Here is a 17,785-nt window from a genome sequence, read left to right as displayed (position 1 = left end):
TATTGTTTGTTTATTAAAATGTCAAGTTAATACCTCCGGTTACGGTGGCTTTAGGCATCGGGTAACCGGCATTTATCTCGTAACGTTGCGCCAGCAGATTCTCTCCTTTGGCAAACAACCTTACCGCTTTGTGAAGTTGATAGCTTCCTCGTACATTCCATAGCACGAAACTCTCTTTCTGAGCGAGATTGCTTCCGGTATACAGTCCGTTGATGTACTGCATTCCGGTTGAAATGTCCCATCGCCCTTTGCTGAAATCAGCTCCGGCATAGAGTTTATGTTCGGGAGCGGCAACCACCGGATGCACCATCCGAAGCCAACTGTAGTTAGCGGAAACTCGCCAGTTGCGGTTAATCCGATAGGCCGTTTGCAGCTCTACACCCCAGTTTTCTATTTCTCCGGTATTCATGTTCAACGGCCGGCCTTCCACGCGTATGGTTTGTATCATGTTGTCCCCCTTGATATAAAAGAGGTTTACTTCGTAAAAGAGAGCGTTGTTCAATGCGCTTTGCGAGAAAGACAGTTCGTAATTCCACAAACGTTCGGGCAATAAATTGGGATTAGCCGGATTGAACATATATAATTCCCGAATCGTAGGGTTGCGAAAGCCTTTGCTAACCATTGCTTTCAAGCTTGCGCTGCGAGATAATTCGGTCGACAGGCCGACTTGGGGAATCCATTCGGTTCCGGTTATGGAATGATGATCGAACCGGACGCCTGCATCAAACGTAAAACGTCCGAACGTTTGGCGTAAGTCGGCATAGGCTGCTATCTCATCTTCTGTTTTGTCGGACAATTCAACTTCATGTCCGTCAGTCACAAAGCGATTCCATGCTTCTCCGCCAAACCGTTGGTAATCTAGGCCAACCGTGAGTCGGTTTCCTTCAAACAGGCTTGCGCTCTGATACCAACTAATGCCCAACATCTGATCTTTGGAGTTGAACCGGTGTTCCAACGGTTGCTCGGCCTCTTTATACCCATCGTTTATTTTGTGGCGTCCCCAGTTATAGAAAAACTTCAAAGCACCGGATGTTTGAGCATACGTATTCTCTAGTGAGACGGAAGTCATTCCCCGCGTAATGCGGGAATCGTTGTCGAGGATCGGTGCACTGATTGCTCCGGGGTTGGATGCATTGAAGTGCGTCACGTTGACATCGGTGAAGAGATGCCAACTGTTGCTGAAATCATATCCCACTTTGGCATATCCACCGTATTGTTCGAAGTTAAGATCCTTTCGGTGTCCGTCCGTACGGTTGTAAGATGCGGTGACGAAGCTTGTAAACTTTCCCTTTCGGATGCTGTTTGATGCTTCGGTGGTAAGCGTGTTGTACGAGCCGTAGCCCACACGGAGATGATTCTTGATAGCATCTTCCGACTGTTTGCGGGTGACAATGTTGATCACACCACCCATCGCATTCGAGCCGTAAAGAACAGAAGCCGGGCCTCGCAATACTTCCACCTTTTCGGCAAGCATGGTTTGGTATGCGTCGGCAATCGGATGCCCCATCAATCCCATGTATTGCGGATGTCCGTCTATCAGGACGAGCAGTCCGGCAGTGGGGCTGCCACCGATTCCCCGCAAAGTCATGCCACCTGCCGCTCCCCCTGAAACCCCGTAACCGAGTATGCCCCGGCTGGTGGTAAAGAAGTTGGGTATTTGTTCGGTCAGGACAGGCAGTAGCGATTGTTCATAACTTTTTTCAATGCGGTCCCTGTTCACTACGGAAACGGTCATAGGCAGATGCCGGACGTCGGTTTCATTCCGAGTACCCGTAATCACGACTTCACCGAGCCGATGGTTCTTGTTTGTTGATAGGCTGTCTGTTTGGTTCTCGCCGGAGGCGAACTGAGGAAATATAAATAAGGTAATGATATAGATGATTTTCTTCATTTTATGTATGATGGGCTCTACAATTGTTTTGCGAGTCTTATTTTAGTAATGAATCCTTCAATGAGCGGAAATATGGCTTCCGCCGAAGTTTCGTTATAGCACATAGCTTCCACCGGACACCAACCGGTCTGATCTCTGTTCTGGATAAAAGGTACTACCTGTCCGTAGTCGGCCTGTACTCCCGCTTCTCGGAGTAGCATCAAGGCGGAAAGACTGATAATATCGGTGTATATCTCGGTCACACCTCCCAAAATCATTAAGGCGCTGCCCCTTTACCTACTACTTTGTCGGCCAGGAATGCGCCCTTCAATAAATCCGGTTGGGTTTTAATCAGGTCATACAAGTCGGCTACACCTCGTTGTGTGAATGTGTATATCTGATCGTTGTTTCTGATTACACAAGAGTAATTGCCCTCGTGTAGTATGTCGATAATCTCTTTCATTTGATTTTAAAAGCTACTCTGTTGTTTCAATTGTTCGGTATATAAATCGATCCGTCGCATCTCATTCGGGATGTCGATGGTTTGCGGACAATGGGGTTTGCATATGCCACAGCCGATGCAGTGATTAGACTGGCGGAGCTTCGGCACACTGCGGTCGTAACCAACGAGGAACGCACGCCGGGCTTCTTTGTAGTTATCGTCCTTCGAACTTTTCAGCCTTTTCCCCGAGCTAATGATTCGGTTGTAGTGAGAGAACACTTCGGGAATATCGACTCCGTAGGGGCAGGGCATGCAATATTTACATTCGGTACACTGTACATAGTCATCATTCAGCATGATTTCCGTAACCTTTTCCAAGGCGCTGTATTCGGCTTTGTTGACCGGATCAAGGGGCGAATAGGTACGAATGTTCTCTTGCAAATGTTCCATATACACCATGCCGCTGAGTACGGTAAGCACGCTTTCGGGAGTTCCGGCGTACCGAAAAGCCCATGACGCGGCACTCTCTTCGGGACGAATCTCTTTCAACAGATTCAGAGCTTCGGCACTTAGGCGCGATAAGCGGCCACCCAGAAGAGGCTCCATTATAACGATGGGTATGTTCCTCTTTTCCAGTTCACCTAAAAGATATTGAGCGTTGGTATTCCACCCCGAAGCGTGTAGCCAGTCGATGTAGTTCAACTGGATCTGAGCGAAGTCCCAATGTACTTTGCCCTCGTCGTGTTGCGTCAACAGATAGTTGAACACTTCAATGTCTCCGTGATAAGACCACCCTAAGTTGCGTATGCGGCCCGCTTCTTTTTCCTTCTTTAGGAAATCAAGCATACCGTTCTCGTAGAATCGGTCTATGGTGGCTTTCATTCCACCCATTCCGATGGCATGCAGCAAATAATAGTCTATGTAGTCTACCTGCAGCTCCTTAAAGGATTGATGGTACAAAGCTGTGGAACCTTGCAGTGATCGTAAATTCGGATCTTCCCGTTGCGTAGAAAGTTTGGTTGCTATGAAGTACTTCTCTCGTGGATGGCGTTTGAGGGCTATACCTGTTGCCTTCTCCGACCATCCCCGTATATAAGGAGGAGCGGTGTCGAAGTAGTTGACTCCATGCTCGATAGCGTAGTCTACCAATTGGTTGACCGCATCTTGATCGATTTCTTCACCACTTCCGTCGGCTTTCTGGCGCAACGGCCAACGCATACATCCGTATCCCAAGAGCGAAACCTTATCGCCGGTGTTGTGATTGATGCGATAAGTCATTTTATCTTTAGGTACTTCGCCTACGTAACCTCCTTCTGCTGAGACTTTATTAGTCGGCTTGCACCCGTATATGGCGGCTGTTGTAATAACAGATCCGGTACCTAATGCTTTGAGAAAGCTCCGGCGGTTAATTGATTTTCGGTTTTTCTTTTCCATACTTTTACTTTTTTACACTGCGTGGTGCCGGATATAACCTTCTACATAAATGGCACTGAACGGACGTGCAGGACATAAGTTCTCGCAAGCTCCGCATCCGATGCAGAGTTCTTTATCGACTACCGGTATCCGGAGCGAATCGCTGTATTGAGGATCACGGCTGACTAATGTAATAGCACCTGTGGGGCAATGGCGTTCACAGTTTGTACATTGTACCTCGTCCGTGTTTACCACACAATTGTCCTTAATCCATATCGCCTGCCCGATAGATACCGCCGTTTTGTCGGCCGGAGTTATCGGTTTAATGGCGCCGGCGGGACAGACTTGCGAGCACTCTACGCATTCCGGTCGGCAATATCCTCTTTCAAAAGACATTTCCGGTTGCATGAACGTTTCCAACCGACTTGATGGACGTAGCACATCGTTGGGGCAGGCTGACACGCACAATTGACAGGCGGTGCAATGTGCCTTCATGTTTTGTGCGGCTGATGCGCCGGGAGGTAAAACGGATGTCTTTCGGTCGGGAATCTTCTTGTCTTCAATAGTTGCCAATCCGCCGTCTACATGCTTTTCTTGCGCTTTGGCCAGGCCGGATAGGGCAATTGTTCCCAATAGCGTCAGCAGGTTCCGGCGGGAGAGGTCTTTCGTCGCGTTTGAGTTATCCGATATTTTAGCTTCGGAGCCGGTTGTCTGTCTTTTATTTATCTTTCCCGGTATGGTTGGAACATATTTAATCCCTCCCGTTTTGCATTTGTCTATGCAGTTGAAACAGGTGACACATCTGCTGTAATCTACCTGGTGGCTTTTTACATCCATGCAGGCTGACTTGCAATTGCGGGCACAGAGTCCGCAGCTGTTGCACTTATCGGTGTTGAAAACGGGTTTGAATATCGATACTTTCGATAGCAAACCGAGGGTGGTGCCTACGGGACAAATGGTGTTGCAATAGGTGCGTCCATGTCGCCAGGCCAGCAATCCGATAATGAACAAGGTGAGTGCTGCCACGCCGAAGGTAATCCAGTTTTTCATCCACACTTCGGTGGAGTAAAAGGCGTAGCTTCCGATGCTTTCGGCCGCCATGGCCAACAGATTATTGCCCCATCTATATAGAGGTGCAAACATGCCGGAAGCGATACGCCCGTAGGCTGCATACGGATCGAGCAGAGATACGATGCTACTGATGCCTGCGAAGAGTGCGATTACAAAGAGTCCTAATACTCCATAACGCAGCCACGATTTGGCTCGGGAGTAACGAAAGCGGTTTTTCTTTCCTTTCCGGACTCCGGATATGCTGGATATCAAATCCTGAAAGATCCCCAAAGGGCATATCACCGAACAATATAACCTCCCGAAGATGAAGGTTAGAAGAATTAAAACAATCAGTACACCTGCATTCACTGCCAATATAGCAGGTATAAGTTGTACTTCGGCCATCCAGCCTAACCACGCATGAAGTGTTCCGGTGAAATCGAGGAACAACAAGGTTAATAGAAAGAAAAACAGGCTTGCAATTAGAATCCGAACCTTTCGTAGCATCATTCTCGTTACTGTATTAGAAGTTAAGCAATTTATTTTATCATTTTAAGTTCTCTCAGCCATTGTTGCACATCGGACATCGCATCGTTTACCGATCCGCCACGAATTGGAAGCCCTTTCAGTACGTTAGCTTGTGGTGTCAGTTTCTTTATATCGGTGACGCTGGCACCTAGGCGGCTACCCTCGTGTGTGATAAAAGGCACAATCGTTTTGTTCCCGAAATTATAACCTTCCAGAAATGTCATCACAGCCGGAGCAATTGTATTCCACCAGTTGGGAGATCCCAGGTAGATAATGTCATATTGGTCGAAATCCTTAACCTTACTTTTAAGCGGCGGACGATAACCGGATTGGAGTTCTTTCTTGGCCTGACTGGTCACGTCGTTGTAGACACTGGGGTAGGCGTTGACGGTTTCGATTCGGAAGATATCACCTCCTACATTCTTTTGAATCTGTTCGGCTACGATGCGGGTGTTTCCATTGCGTAGCGAGTAGTATGCTATCAGGATTTTCTGATTTCCTTTGGCGGATTGAGCATAACTGTTGGTTCCATTGGCAAATAACATAATAATAATGAGCAATAATAAAGATTTTGTTTTCATGTCTATAGTTCTTTGATTACTATGTTGCAAAAATAGGCGGATGTATTTATTTTTATCATTGCCAATCAAACCAATACTTGTTCAAATCAAACCGCTTGTAAGGTTCTATGCGCTGTTGGAGATATATTTGTATGTTTCTTAATAAAATTACTGAAAGATGCCGGCTCTTCAAAGCCTAACGCGTAAGCGATTTCGGCTACTGAATAACTGGAGTGTTGAAGCAACTGCACGCCCTCCTGCACAATGCGATGTGTAATCAAGGTGGAGGTTGTTCTTCCGGTAGTCGATTTCACGACCCGATTCAGGTGGTTAACGTGTACAGACAAGCGCTCGGCATAATCGTTTGCCGTTTTAAGTGTAAGAGCACGTTGGGGTATTTCAACCGGAAACTGTCTTTCCAGCAGTGTTAGAAATAGTTCGGCGGTGCGTTGTCCGGCATTTTTCTGAGGAAGATAAACGCTTTTCGTTTGTAACTTCATCGCTTCGTGAATAATGATGTGGAGATAGCTGCGGAGAATGTCGGACTTCCCCGCGTAGCTCGAATGAAACTCTTCTTCCATCTTTCTGAATAACTCCTGAACCCTCTCAACTGTGGAGTCGTCCAGAAAATAAATCCGTTCTTTCGTAATATCGAGTAGGGGAGATTCGGCCAGCGAACTGTTACGGTCACTGGTTTTGAGAAAGAACTCATTGAAGATGCAATATATTCCTCTCTCTTTTCCGGCTTCAATGGCTTCCCAGGCATAAGGAATCAGCGGATTGGAAAAAAGAATGGCCGGGCGGTCTACCATGATCCACTTATCGGCATAATATAATTTGCCAATGTCGAGCACGAGAGCGACTTTATAGAAGTCACGGTAGCTGAAAGATGTTTTGCCTATATGGCATTTATTAGGTGACACATCTACATATTCCTCGTTAGCGTTTGGCATAACTGGGCTGTTGTTATTAATCCTTTTATAAAAATCGGTAAGGCTTTCTATCATGTTTAGTGAAATTTGCTTCTAAATATACGAAACTTTATTAAAAAAAGTAAGGATACATGTGTATGCACCCTTACTTTTTAATTTTTTTGTGTATTTAGATTCCGGTTGTCCGCTCCAGTTCTTCCGGATATCGGTCTTTTGTTAGACTTATTCGGGCACTTGCTTCATTAATCTTGGCCAAATCTTCTGCTGTTAATTGGATGTCGGCCGCCTTTAAATTCTCTTTCAAACGATGTAACTTGGTCGTTCCCGGAATAGGAGCGATTCGGGAGTTTTGAGCTAGTAACCAGGCTAATGCTATTTGTGCGGGAGTCGCTTCTTTCTCGTTGGCTATCGATTGGAGCAGATCTACAATGGCTTGATTGGCAGCTAATGCTTCCGGTGTAAATCGTGGAAGAAAATTCCGGAAGTCTCCTTTACCAAACGTTGTTCCGGCATTCAGACTACCGGTCAGATAGCCTCTTCCCAGCGGGCTGTAGGGTACAAAGCCAATTCCCAGTTCATCCAATACGGGGATTAATTCTTGCTCGGGATGTCTCCACCAAAGTGAATATTCACTTTGCAACGCAGTAACGGGCTGTATGTCATGAGCACGGCGTATCGTCTTTACACCGGCTTCCGAAAGACCGAAGTGTTTTACTTTGCCTTCTTGAATTAAATCTTTCACGGTTCCGGCAACGTCTTCAATCGGAACATTCGGATCAACGCGGTGCTGATATAACAGGTCGATATAATCGGTTCTCAGTCTTTTCAATGACTCTTCAACTACCTTACGGATATGCTCAGGGCGGCTGTCCAATCCGGCTTGCTTTCCTTCAACTATTTTAAAACCGAATTTAGTAGCTATCACAACTTTGCTTCGAAATGGGGCCAAAGCTTCACCCAGTAACTCTTCGTTTGTATAAGGACCGTATACTTCGGCTGTGTCAAAGAATCTTTCTCCGGCCTCATAGGCTGAATGAATCAGTGAGATCATCTCTTTTCTATCGGGTATTGGATCGTATGCAAAACTCATCCCCATACATCCCAGCCCGATTGCTGATACTTCGAGGTTATTGCCTAATTTTCTTGTTTCCATAATGTTGCTATTTATTTTAGATAGATACAAAGGTACGAATAGATGAACTTATGCACTTTCGCGATTCAAACTATAACTTGTTTAAAACAAACAATTTCGATAAATCGTTTAGCTATCTGCCTATTTTACATTTAATTTAATCTAATTCATTCATTTGAAAAAACTTATTCCCTCTTTGTGTTGTTATGGGATAATAATCTATAAAATATACAGTTATGAGTAAATTTGAAATCACATTGCGGAAAAACAATGAGTTCCAGTTCAATTTAAAAGCAGCTAATGGCGAGATTATCCTAACTAGTGAAGGCTATACCACTAAGCCTAATTGTAAGAATGGAATAGATTCCGTTAAAAGTAATTCTGTCGATGATAATCGGTATGAACGTAAAGAATCTCAGAACGGTAAGTGGTACTTTAATCTAAAGGCAACCAATGGGCAAGTAATTGGTACAAGTCAGATGTACGAAAACAAAGCTAATTGCGAAGGTGGAGTTGCTTCTGTTAAGAAAAATGCTCCTATTGCTACGGTCGTAGATTTAACTTTGTAACCCAGTAAAGATTTCATCTCTGGCTTTTAAAACCGCTATTGAGTTTCTACAAACTTATAGCGGTTTTAATTTACGTATACCGATCAGTCGGAAGTTGCTGAGTCACTTGGCTCTTCTGTTATTTGGTTGAAAACCGTCTGGGCTTTTTAGCTTTACATACTATCTCTTTCTAAAAGTAAGTAGAGTGCCAGGCTATGCCAAACCCTTGTCACAGTTGTGCCAACCGCATGGCACAGTTGTGACATCGCACTGGCACGACCGTGCCAACTACATGGCACACTTTGACAATAGGGAATACCGCTGTGACAACAGCTTAGAATAGTTATGCCACTGGTTGTATTGCCTTGAAACTACCAATACCTTTTCAATTAATTTTCTACCTTCTTCTTGATTCTCCTTAGAAGTCCACTGTTTATACTGCGCAAGAAGTACTTTAACCAAGAATATAACTCTGTTATAACGAGAAGTTATATTGCATAGATAGATGTGATTGGCAGAAACTAATTGTTTGCTGTATTTTTGCAGCCGGAAAACAAATTAAAAGTTATACATATGATTTCAGTAGCTACCAGAACATTGCAAAAGAATAATAAAGCTATTTATGTGGCGTTACTTTCTATATTGACTCTGTTTTTATTCTTAGATTATATTCCGGGTTTAACAGCGTGGGCGGCGTGGGTGACTCCGCCAGTTGCTTTATTCCTCGGGCTTCTTTTTGCATTACTTTGCGGGCAAGCACATCCTAAGTTTAATAAAAAGACCTCTAAATATTTGTTGCAATACTCCGTGGTCGGATTGGGGTTCGGCATGAATTTGCATGCTGCATTAGCTTCCGGCAAAGAAGGCATGGAATTTACAATACTATCTGTAGTGGGCACCTTATTGATTGGTTGGTTTATCGGGCGGAAAGTCTTGAAGATAAATCGGAACACTTCGTATCTGATTAGTTCAGGGACTGCCATTTGCGGAGGTAGTGCCATAGCGGCAGTCGGTCCTGTGTTGAATGCAAAAGATAGTGAAATGTCGATTGCGTTAGGTACTATTTTTGTGCTGAATGCGATTGCGCTTTTTATTTTTCCGGTAATTGGGCATGCACTAAATATGAGCCAGCACGCATTTGGTACATGGGCGGCTATTGCTATTCATGATACGAGTTCGGTAGTAGGAGCGGGGGCCGCTTACGGAGAAGAGGCTCTGAGAGTTGCCACTACTATTAAACTGACTCGTGCATTGTGGATTATTCCGGTTGCTTTTGGTTCCTCATTTCTATTTAAAAGTAAGGGACAGAAAATTAGCATACCTTGGTTTATATTCTTCTTTGTGTTGGCAATGGTTGCTAATACCTATTTCTTGAACGGGGTGCCGGAACTGGGAGAGGCTATTAATAAGTTTGCTCGTAAGACGCTGACCATTACTATGTTTTTTATTGGTGCATCGCTTTCGTTTGATGTATTGAAAACTGTAGGGGTAAAGCCTTTGATTCAGGGAGTATTATTGTGGATCATTATTAGCCTGAGTACGCTTGCCTATATTTATCTGACTTAATAAGCCAGCAAACTACAATTGTCTGACAATAAATAAAGGTGGGGAATATCTGTCTAAAACAGATGCTCCCCACCTTATTATATGAAACGGTTTTATCCGGTTGTACTTATTTCGATTTTAATGCTTCAAAAATCAAACCTTCCAGTTCATCACACAATTCCGGGTTGTCGGCCATGCATTGTTTTGCAGCATCTCTACCTTGTCCGAGTTTCGTGTCATTATAACTGTACCATGAACCGCTTTTCTTGATAATGCCTAGCTCTGCTCCCAAGTCAATGATTTCTCCGGTATGCGAGATTCCTTCACCAAACATGATGTCGAATTCTGCTCTGCGGAAAGGAGGTGCTACCTTGTTTTTTACAACTTTCACTTTGGTTAGTTTACCAAGAACTTCTTCTCCGTCCTTGATAGCCTGACTACCACGGATATCTAAGCGTACAGATGCATAGAACTTCAAAGCATTACCACCGGTTGTAGTTTCGGGATTACCGAACATAACACCGATCTTTTCACGCAACTGGTTAATGAAAACGCATGTCGTGCGGGTTTTGCTTACAGCACCCGTAAGTTTACGTAATGCTTGCGACATTAAGCGTGCTTGTAAGCCTACTTTATTATCTCCCATATCACCTTCGATTTCAGCTTTAGGAGTCAATGCTGCTACCGAGTCAACTACAATAATATCGATAGCAGAAGAACGGATCAATTGTTCCGCAATTTCCAATGCTTGTTCACCGTTGTCCGGCTGTGATATTAATAGGTTATCGATATCTACACCCAATTTAGCAGCATAGAAACGATCGAAAGCATGCTCGGCATCAATAAAGGCAGCAATGCCACCGGCTTTTTGAGCTTCAGCTATCGCATGGATAGCTAAAGTTGTTTTACCTGATGATTCTGGTCCGTATATTTCGACAATTCGTCCTCTCGGATAACCTCCGACTCCAAGTGCCACGTCTAGTGCAATCGATCCTGTCGGGATTACTTCTATCTGTTCAATACTCTCATCTCCCATCTTCATGATAGAACCTTTACCGAAGTTCTTTTCTATCTTCTCCATGGCTGCCTGTAAGGCTTTCAGTTTTTCGCTTGCTGCCATTTTATTACTTGTTTCAAAATTAAGTTCGTCTTTCTTGGCATATACCTTTTATCTATAAGTTTAGTTGTTTTTCTCTCCAAGAATGTCTATAAAGTACTGTTTGGATTGCCGGATTTTACTGATTTAAAATCTGTGCGGCATGTTCTTTCGTCTTCACTTCCTTAGGAGTGATAATCCGTTCCACTATTCCCTCTTCATTGATTAGGAATGTTGTGCGGAAAGTGCCCATGTATGCTCGTCCATAAAGTTTCTTTTCTCCCCATACGCCAAATGTTTCTACTAACTTTTTGTCAGTATCCGCTATCAGTGTGAATGGGAGATCATTCTTCTCAATAAATTTCTGGTGTGACTTTTCGTTATCCACGCTTACTCCGATCACTTCATAACCGGCTTTGCGTAGGTCTGCATAATTATCGCGCAGGCTACAAGCTTGAGCGGTGCATCCCGAAGTGTTGTCTTTCGGATAGAAATACAACACAATCTTCTGTCCCTTGTAATTGCTTAGGCGAATCTCTTCTCCTTTTTCATTGACACCCAAAACTTCAGGTGCATGGTCTCCTACATTAATCATGCTTATTACTTTTTTTATAGTTCCAAATCTCCATCAAACACTTCATGCCATGGCAATCCTTGTTTGTTTAGTTGTTCCATGAATGGATCCGGGTTGAATTCTTCTACGTTGTTTACTCCCGGGCGTTTCCATTCGCCTTTGAAGAACATTAAGGCTCCGATCATAGCCGGAACTCCTGTTGTATAGCTTACTCCCTGCATACCGGTTTCTTTATAAGCTTCCTGGTGACTGCAATTGTTGTAAACGTAATATGTGCGTTCCTTACCATCTTTCAGTCCGCGAATGCGACATCCGATTGATGTTTCGCCTTCGTAGTTCTCTCCTAAATCTTGTGGGTTAGGAAGAACTGCCTTCAGGAATTGAAGCGGTACGATCTTCACACCATTGTAGTCAACCTCATCAATACGCGCCATTCCAATGTTTTGAATTACGCGTAGGTGAGTCAAATACTCTTGTCCGAAAGTCATCCAGAAGCGTGCCCGTTTAATAGTCGGGAAGTTCTTTACTAATGATTCCAGTTCTTCATGATAAAGAAGGTAAGAGTCTTTCGGGCCGATATTCGGATAAGTCAGATCCTTATGTATTTCCAACGGTTCGGTGGTAACCCATTTGCCGTTTTCGTAGTAACGTCCGTTTTGAGTAATCTCACGTATGTTAATTTCCGGATTGAAATTAGTAGCGAAAGCTTTGTGGTGATTGCCGGCATTACAGTCAACGATATCCAGGTAGTGGATTTCGTCGAAATAGTGCTTAGCTGCATAGGCTGTATAAATACCGCTAACTCCCGGATCGAAACCGCAGCCCAAAATAGCTGTTAGTCCGGCTTGTTTGAAACGTTCGTGATAAGCCCACTGCCAGCTGTATTCGAAATGAGCTACGTCTTTCGGCTCATAGTTGGCGGTATCCAGGTAATTGACTCCTGCTTGCAGGCAAGCTTCCATAATCGTCAAATCCTGGTATGGAAGAGCGACATTAATCACCATTTCCGGTTTAAAATCATTGAATAAAGCAACCAATTCCGCTACATTGTCTGCATCGACTTTGGCCGTTTTTATTTGGGGATTACCTATCTCAGCTACAATCTTGTCACATTTCTCTTTTGTGCGACTAGCAATCATAATGTCAGTGAAAACATCGGCATTTTGTGCCACTTTGTGTGCAACAACGGTACCAACTCCGCCTGCACCGATAATAAGAACTTTACCCATTTTCTATCTACGAATGATTAATTATAATTTTAGAACTATCAATTTTCCTAAATTGATTGAGCAAATATACGTTATTATTTTTAGATTATCGGTTGTTCGTACTCCTTTTTATTTGATGTGTAGCAAGGTGCCACTCTCAAACTCAAGTGTTTTCCCGTTATAGAACCAAGTTTCAAAACGATGATCTTTTTTGAACTGAATCTCGAATGGATTTCCTAAAGACAGTCTGCATTCGTCGGTACTCATACCACTTTCCACATTACCGTTAGCAATCAATTTCCAACGCGCAACGGTAATGCCCGGATACTTCTTTCGGATATCCTCAAAGCAGAAAAGGTCTTCAATGTATTTTTCATTCTTTATAATCACATCATATTTCAAGTCTACTTCTACTTGATACAGAATGTCGTTTTGATCTTCAAGAGTCACAATCGCCTGATTTTTTGTGCCGTAAGCTTCAATGGCTTTGATTGTCAAAGGTGTATATCGTATTAAAAGGACACGAGATGTTTCTCTATCAGTTTCAAGGGAAATTTGACGTTTAGCTTCCAATGTCTTTTTGGGATAAACCGGGTGGTTTAGGTATTTGCTTTTTATCCGGCTCACTATATCTGTCGCTTTATCTGTCAGACTGATGGCATTGGCAAAATACTTCATCTTCTTATCAGCTTGGAAGTCGCTGATATCCATTCCGGAATTGGTACGCGAAATGGCGACTTCTAAATAGTATGACTGGCCTTGTGGATTTTGAAAAACGATCTTTACCGGATAGTTTTGATTACCTACGCCGATAGCTGTAACCGTTGCCGACATGTTTTTAGGAATCGGAACTTCTTTATAACCGGAGTAACTATTTGCATCGTCTATGCGGGCAGACTCTGTCTGTATATAGATCGTTTGTCCTAATAAAAGTTCTTTGGCTTTATCTACATCTTTCAGGAAAATAAGTCCGTTAATAGCCGCTCGGGGATTCTTCTCAGTGATCTCATCCAGACGCATATTTTTAATTTCATGATAGTACATTTTACTGTCACATTCAAAAATAAAACGCGTTGAGTAATTAGTTCCAATGGATAGATTACTGACTTTTTCCTCGGTGCCGACAAAGCTTAGGATCTTATTCTTCAATGAATAGTTATCAACGTCTTTCTCACTTTCATAGTCAGAAAAAACAGGAAAAGCTGCATTACGGTTGTTGGGGATGAACATGAATCTTGTACCTGGCGTCCATTTATTAAGGAGTTCCAATGGGAAATTCTTTTCGATGAATAGCTCTTCTTCATCTGCTGACGACGCTTGCTGAGGCGATGAGGTCTTAACAAGATACTCATTCTGGGCAATAACGCTCAGGATACTATAAAAGGTGAAAATAAGAATACTGACAATTATTCTCATATACGTTTTAATCTTTTTATGGTGAACTATATTGGAACCGTATTTGTTTATAGTGACAGCAAATATATGAATTTTATAGAATAAAGGGTGGAAGTATTCAGCTTTTTTGATAACTTTGCCATCTATTTTAACTTAAACATTATAGCAACAATGAAAAAAGTATTAGTTTCAATTTGCATGGTAAGTGCAGTTCTTGTCATGTCTTCATGCCGCACTGTAGAGAAAGCGGTATCTTTGTCATCAATCAGCGGCGAATGGAATATCGTAGAAGTAAACGGGGCTAAAGTTGTCTCCGGAGAAAATCGCACGGCTCCTTTTATTGGCTTTGATACTACTGAAGGCCGTGTGCATGGTAGTAGTGGATGTAATCGTATGATGGGAAGCTTTGATGTAAATTCCACTCCCGGAACGCTGGAGTTTAAAGGAATGGGAAGTACACGGATGATGTGCCCGGATATGACTACAGAAAATAATGTTTTGAATGCTTTAGCTCAGGTGAAAAGCTATCAAAAAGCCGGTAAGAATAAGATGTATCTCTGCAATGCTTCCAAACGTCCGGTAATGATGTTGGAAAAGAAGGCAGCCGATCCCGGCCTTTCGTCTTTAAACGGAGAATGGTTGATTCAGAAAGTTCATGGAGAAGCAATACCAACCGGCATGGAAAAACAACCTTTCATTAAATTTAATGTGAAAGATAAAACGATTCATGGCTGTGCAGGATGTAATCTTATGAACGGAGGTTTTGTAACGAGCGTTGAGAATGCGGAAGCTATTTCTTTCCCGGCTGTCATGTCTACAATGATGGCTTGTCCCGATATGGAAGTGGAAGGTAAAGTGATGAAAGCGTTGAATGAGGTTCAGTCGTTCAAAGTGCAGGCAGATGGCACATTAGCTCTTTATGATGCTAGCAACGGAGTTGCATTGTCTTTAAAGAAAAAATAAGAAGCGGATATATTCCGAAAACGATAAATCCCTGATATATTTATGTATGTCAGGGATTTTTTGTAGAAGTAGAAAAGGAGGGCTGCCGGTTCGTATAAATCCTTCTGTCCGATGCGTTACTCTGGCAGAATACTACGCTCGATTTCTGTCGTTTTGGCAGAGACCGTGTCATTACTCCGGCGGTTCAATCTTTGGCACACGGTTTGTTTTTTAGTAAGCGTCTGGTTGAAAAGAATCCGATTAGACGGATAATTATTCAGCCTTGAAACTGGAATATTAATAAATCGAATAATAATAAATTAATAAGATAACAAACATGGGAAAAATTATTGGTATTGACTTAGGAACAACAAACTCTTGTGTTTCTGTATTTGAAGGCAACGAACCGGTTGTAATTGCAAATAGCGAAGGAAAGCGTACAACGCCTTCTGTAGTAGCTTTCGTTGATGGAGGCGAACGTAAAGTAGGAGATCCAGCTAAACGTCAGGCTATCACAAACCCGGAACGTACGATTTTCTCTATCAAACGCTTCATGGGTGAGAACTGGGATCAAGTGCAAAAAGAAGTTGCGCGTGTACCATATAAAGTGGTGAAAGGTGATAACAGCACTCCACGCGTTGATATTGACGGACGTTTGTATACTCCACAGGAAATTTCGGCCATGATTCTTCAGAAGATGAAGAAAACAGCTGAAGACTATTTGGGACAGGAAGTGACTGAAGCAGTTATTACTGTACCCGCATACTTCTCTGACTCTCAACGTCAGGCTACAAAAGAAGCCGGACAGATCGCAGGATTAGAAGTTAAACGTATTGTGAATGAGCCGACAGCCGCAGCTTTAGCTTATGGCTTGGACAAGGCACACAAAGATATGAAGATCGCCGTATTCGACTTAGGTGGTGGTACGTTCGATATTTCAATTCTGGAGTTCGGTGGTGGAGTATTCGAAGTACTTTCTACCAACGGTGATACTCACTTGGGTGGTGATGATTTCGACCAGGTAATTATCAACTGGTTAGCTCAGGAGTTTAAGAGTGAAGAAGGTGCTGATTTAACGCAGGATTCGATGGCTCTGCAACGTTTGAAAGAAGCTGCTGAAAAGGCGAAAATCGAATTGTCTTCTTCTGCAAGTACCGAAATCAACCTTCCGTATATCATGCCAGTAGGTGGTGTACCTAAGCACTTGGTTAAAACATTAACTCGTGCTAAATTCGAATCTTTGGCTCATGAGTTATTCCAAGCATGTCTTGAACCATGTAAGAAGGCGATGAGTGATGCCGGATTGAGCAATTCTGATATTGATGAAGTAATCCTCGTAGGTGGATCTTCACGTATCCCGGCTATTCAGAAGCAAGTAGAAGATTTCTTCGGTAAAGTTCCTTCTAAGGGAGTTAATCCGGATGAAGTGGTAGCTGTAGGAGCTGCTGTTCAGGGAGCTGTTTTGACAGACGAAATCAAAGGTGTAGTATTATTGGATGTTACTCCGCTGTCAATGGGTATTGAAACCTTAGGTGGTGTTATGACGAAGTTGATTGACGCTAACACAACGATTCCTTGTAAGAAGAGCGAAACGTTCTCTACTGCAGCTGATAATCAGACCGAAGTAACCATTCACGTATTGCAAGGTGAACGTCCGATGGCTACACAGAATAAATCGATCGGTCAGTTTAACCTGACAGGTATTGCTCCGGCTCGCCGTGGTGTTCCTCAGGTAGAGGTAACATTCGATATCGATGCAAATGGTATCTTGAAGGTTTCCGCAAAAGACAAGGCTACAGGTAAAGAACAAGTTATCCGTATCGAAGCCTCCAGCGGCTTGAGCAAAGAAGAAATCGATCGTATGAAGTCAGAAGCTGAAGCTAATGCAGATGCCGACCAAAAAGAACGTGAAAAGATTGATAAGCTTAATCAGGCAGACAGCGTAATTTTCTCTACTGAAAATCAGTTGAAAGAATTGGGAGATAAGCTTCCTGCTGACAAGAAAGCTCCGATCGAAGCTGCTTTGGAAAAACTGAAAGAAGCTCATAAAGCACAAGATCTAGCTGCTATCGATGCTGCAATGGAAGAGATAAATACAGCATTCCAAGCTGCAAGTGCTGAAATGTATGCACAGTCCGGACAAGGTGCGCAAGCCGGTCCTGACGCAGGTGCTGGTCAGCAAGACGACAGCAAGCATGGAGATAATGTTCAAGATGCTGACTTCGAAGAAGTGAAGTAAAAGGAGATTAGAAATAATCAATAAATAATAGAAAATCCCTGTAAACAAATAGTTTGCAGGGATTTTTGTTTTTGTGAATTTACGGATTGCTATTTGTTTCTGTTAGTTTTTATCATACATTTGTATCCTGTTTGTAGCGGAACTTATTTAGTGATGAAGTGGCACTTATGGCTACTTATGAGTACTTAAATAGCGAAGAAATTTGGCAGTACATTGCAATCATGTATGGGGAAGAGTTTGTAAAGCCATTCCATAAAGTCATCATGAAAGTACTGCTTAAAAGGTATTTGAAAAACCAATAAAACCGATAT

At 43.1% G+C, this 17,785-nt stretch carries 14 protein-coding genes and 1 pseudogene; 4 read left to right on the top strand and 11 right to left on the bottom strand.

Annotation, left to right across the window (positions count from 1 at the left end):
• Positions 1 to 13: 13 nt before the first annotated feature.
• From JCM10512_RS14005 to JCM10512_RS13975, 7 genes and pseudogenes are all read right to left on the bottom strand, one after another.
• Complete coding sequence (locus tag JCM10512_RS14005) at positions 14 to 1,891, bottom strand: TonB-dependent receptor plug domain-containing protein (protein WP_052517230.1); 1,878 nt, start codon at positions 1,889 to 1,891, stop codon at positions 14 to 16.
• A gap of 17 nt (positions 1,892 to 1,908) precedes the next feature.
• Positions 1,909 to 2,333, bottom strand: a pseudogene (locus JCM10512_RS14000) (DUF1893 domain-containing protein).
• A 6-nt stretch (positions 2,334 to 2,339) separates the two neighbouring features.
• The gene (locus JCM10512_RS13995; RefSeq protein WP_044164025.1) at positions 2,340 to 3,746 is read right to left on the bottom strand and encodes an aldo/keto reductase; all 1,407 of its coding nucleotides are present in this window, start codon (positions 3,744 to 3,746) and stop codon (positions 2,340 to 2,342) included.
• Positions 3,747 to 3,758: 12 nt separating this feature from the next.
• On the bottom strand, positions 3,759 to 5,282 hold the full coding sequence (locus JCM10512_RS13990) for a 4Fe-4S binding protein (RefSeq protein WP_044164077.1): 1,524 nt from the start codon (positions 5,280 to 5,282) through the stop codon (positions 3,759 to 3,761).
• Positions 5,283 to 5,314: 32 nt separating this feature from the next.
• Positions 5,315 to 5,884 (bottom strand): flavodoxin, encoded by a 570-nt coding sequence (locus JCM10512_RS13985; protein WP_044164022.1) that lies wholly within the window; start codon positions 5,882 to 5,884, stop codon positions 5,315 to 5,317.
• An 86-nt stretch (positions 5,885 to 5,970) separates the two neighbouring features.
• Positions 5,971 to 6,816, bottom strand: coding sequence for a helix-turn-helix domain-containing protein (locus tag JCM10512_RS13980; RefSeq protein ID WP_317168520.1), 846 nt, complete (start codon positions 6,814 to 6,816; stop codon positions 5,971 to 5,973).
• A 148-nt stretch (positions 6,817 to 6,964) separates the two neighbouring features.
• Positions 6,965 to 7,948 carry an aldo/keto reductase gene (locus JCM10512_RS13975; RefSeq protein WP_044164017.1) on the bottom strand — a complete coding sequence of 328 codons (984 nt, stop codon included), beginning with the start codon at positions 7,946 to 7,948 and terminating at the stop codon, positions 6,965 to 6,967.
• A 215-nt stretch (positions 7,949 to 8,163) separates the two neighbouring features.
• On the opposite strand from JCM10512_RS13975, the gene JCM10512_RS13970 reads away from it, so the two are divergent.
• A complete protein-coding gene (locus JCM10512_RS13970) occupies positions 8,164 to 8,496 on the top strand; it encodes a YegP family protein (RefSeq protein ID WP_044164015.1) in 333 nt (110 codons plus the stop codon).
• Between the two features lie 552 nt (positions 8,497 to 9,048).
• A complete protein-coding gene (locus tag JCM10512_RS13965; RefSeq protein WP_044164075.1) occupies positions 9,049 to 10,041 on the top strand; it encodes a YeiH family protein in 993 nt (330 codons plus the stop codon).
• A 106-nt stretch (positions 10,042 to 10,147) separates the two neighbouring features.
• Here JCM10512_RS13965 and recA read toward each other — a convergent pair whose 3' ends face one another.
• The 4 genes from recA to JCM10512_RS13945 form a co-directional block, all read right to left on the bottom strand.
• A complete protein-coding gene (gene recA, locus JCM10512_RS13960; RefSeq protein ID WP_044164013.1) occupies positions 10,148 to 11,140 on the bottom strand; it encodes a recombinase RecA in 993 nt (330 codons plus the stop codon).
• Between the two features lie 115 nt (positions 11,141 to 11,255).
• Positions 11,256 to 11,711, bottom strand: coding sequence for a thioredoxin-dependent thiol peroxidase (gene bcp, locus JCM10512_RS13955; protein ID WP_044164012.1), 456 nt, complete (start codon positions 11,709 to 11,711; stop codon positions 11,256 to 11,258).
• A gap of 14 nt (positions 11,712 to 11,725) precedes the next feature.
• Complete coding sequence (locus JCM10512_RS13950; protein ID WP_044164010.1) at positions 11,726 to 12,919, bottom strand: saccharopine dehydrogenase family protein; 1,194 nt, start codon at positions 12,917 to 12,919, stop codon at positions 11,726 to 11,728.
• A gap of 108 nt (positions 12,920 to 13,027) precedes the next feature.
• Positions 13,028 to 14,314 carry a hypothetical protein gene (locus tag JCM10512_RS13945; RefSeq protein ID WP_044164008.1) on the bottom strand — a complete coding sequence of 429 codons (1,287 nt, stop codon included), beginning with the start codon at positions 14,312 to 14,314 and terminating at the stop codon, positions 13,028 to 13,030.
• 150 nt (positions 14,315 to 14,464) lie between these two features.
• Between JCM10512_RS13945 and JCM10512_RS13940 the strand changes: the two genes are divergently transcribed.
• A complete protein-coding gene (locus JCM10512_RS13940; RefSeq protein WP_044164073.1) occupies positions 14,465 to 15,256 on the top strand; it encodes an META domain-containing protein in 792 nt (263 codons plus the stop codon).
• Between the two features lie 316 nt (positions 15,257 to 15,572).
• Positions 15,573 to 17,474 (top strand): molecular chaperone DnaK, encoded by a 1,902-nt coding sequence (gene dnaK, locus JCM10512_RS13935; RefSeq protein ID WP_044164006.1) that lies wholly within the window; start codon positions 15,573 to 15,575, stop codon positions 17,472 to 17,474.
• Positions 17,475 to 17,785: the final 311 nt, after the last annotated feature.

It is taken from the genome of Bacteroides reticulotermitis JCM 10512 (assembly GCF_000517545.1).
Classification (GTDB): domain Bacteria; phylum Bacteroidota; class Bacteroidia; order Bacteroidales; family Bacteroidaceae; genus Bacteroides; species Bacteroides reticulotermitis.
This window is presented reverse-complemented; position numbering and strand designations above follow the sequence as displayed.

Coding starts and splice junctions, on each gene's coding strand:
- JCM10512_RS13945 (WP_044164008.1), bottom strand. CDS start 14,314: ATGAGAATAATTGTCAGTATTCTTATTTTCACCTTTTATAGTATCCTG.
- JCM10512_RS13965 (WP_044164075.1), top strand. CDS start 9,049: ATGATTTCAGTAGCTACCAGAACATTGCAAAAGAATAATAAAGCTATT.
- JCM10512_RS13985 (WP_044164022.1), bottom strand. CDS start 5,884: ATGAAAACAAAATCTTTATTATTGCTCATTATTATTATGTTATTTGCC.
- JCM10512_RS13940 (WP_044164073.1), top strand. CDS start 14,465: ATGAAAAAAGTATTAGTTTCAATTTGCATGGTAAGTGCAGTTCTTGTC.
- JCM10512_RS13970 (WP_044164015.1), top strand. CDS start 8,164: ATGAGTAAATTTGAAATCACATTGCGGAAAAACAATGAGTTCCAGTTC.
- JCM10512_RS13990 (WP_044164077.1), bottom strand. CDS start 5,282: ATGCTACGAAAGGTTCGGATTCTAATTGCAAGCCTGTTTTTCTTTCTA.
- bcp (WP_044164012.1), bottom strand. CDS start 11,711: ATGATTAATGTAGGAGACCATGCACCTGAAGTTTTGGGTGTCAATGAA.
- JCM10512_RS13980 (WP_317168520.1), bottom strand. CDS start 6,816: ATGCCAAACGCTAACGAGGAATATGTAGATGTGTCACCTAATAAATGC.
- JCM10512_RS13950 (WP_044164010.1), bottom strand. CDS start 12,919: ATGGGTAAAGTTCTTATTATCGGTGCAGGCGGAGTTGGTACCGTTGTT.
- recA (WP_044164013.1), bottom strand. CDS start 11,140: ATGGCAGCAAGCGAAAAACTGAAAGCCTTACAGGCAGCCATGGAGAAG.
- JCM10512_RS13995 (WP_044164025.1), bottom strand. CDS start 3,746: ATGGAAAAGAAAAACCGAAAATCAATTAACCGCCGGAGCTTTCTCAAA.
- JCM10512_RS13975 (WP_044164017.1), bottom strand. CDS start 7,948: ATGGAAACAAGAAAATTAGGCAATAACCTCGAAGTATCAGCAATCGGG.
- JCM10512_RS14005 (WP_052517230.1), bottom strand. CDS start 1,891: ATGAAGAAAATCATCTATATCATTACCTTATTTATATTTCCTCAGTTC.
- dnaK (WP_044164006.1), top strand. CDS start 15,573: ATGGGAAAAATTATTGGTATTGACTTAGGAACAACAAACTCTTGTGTT.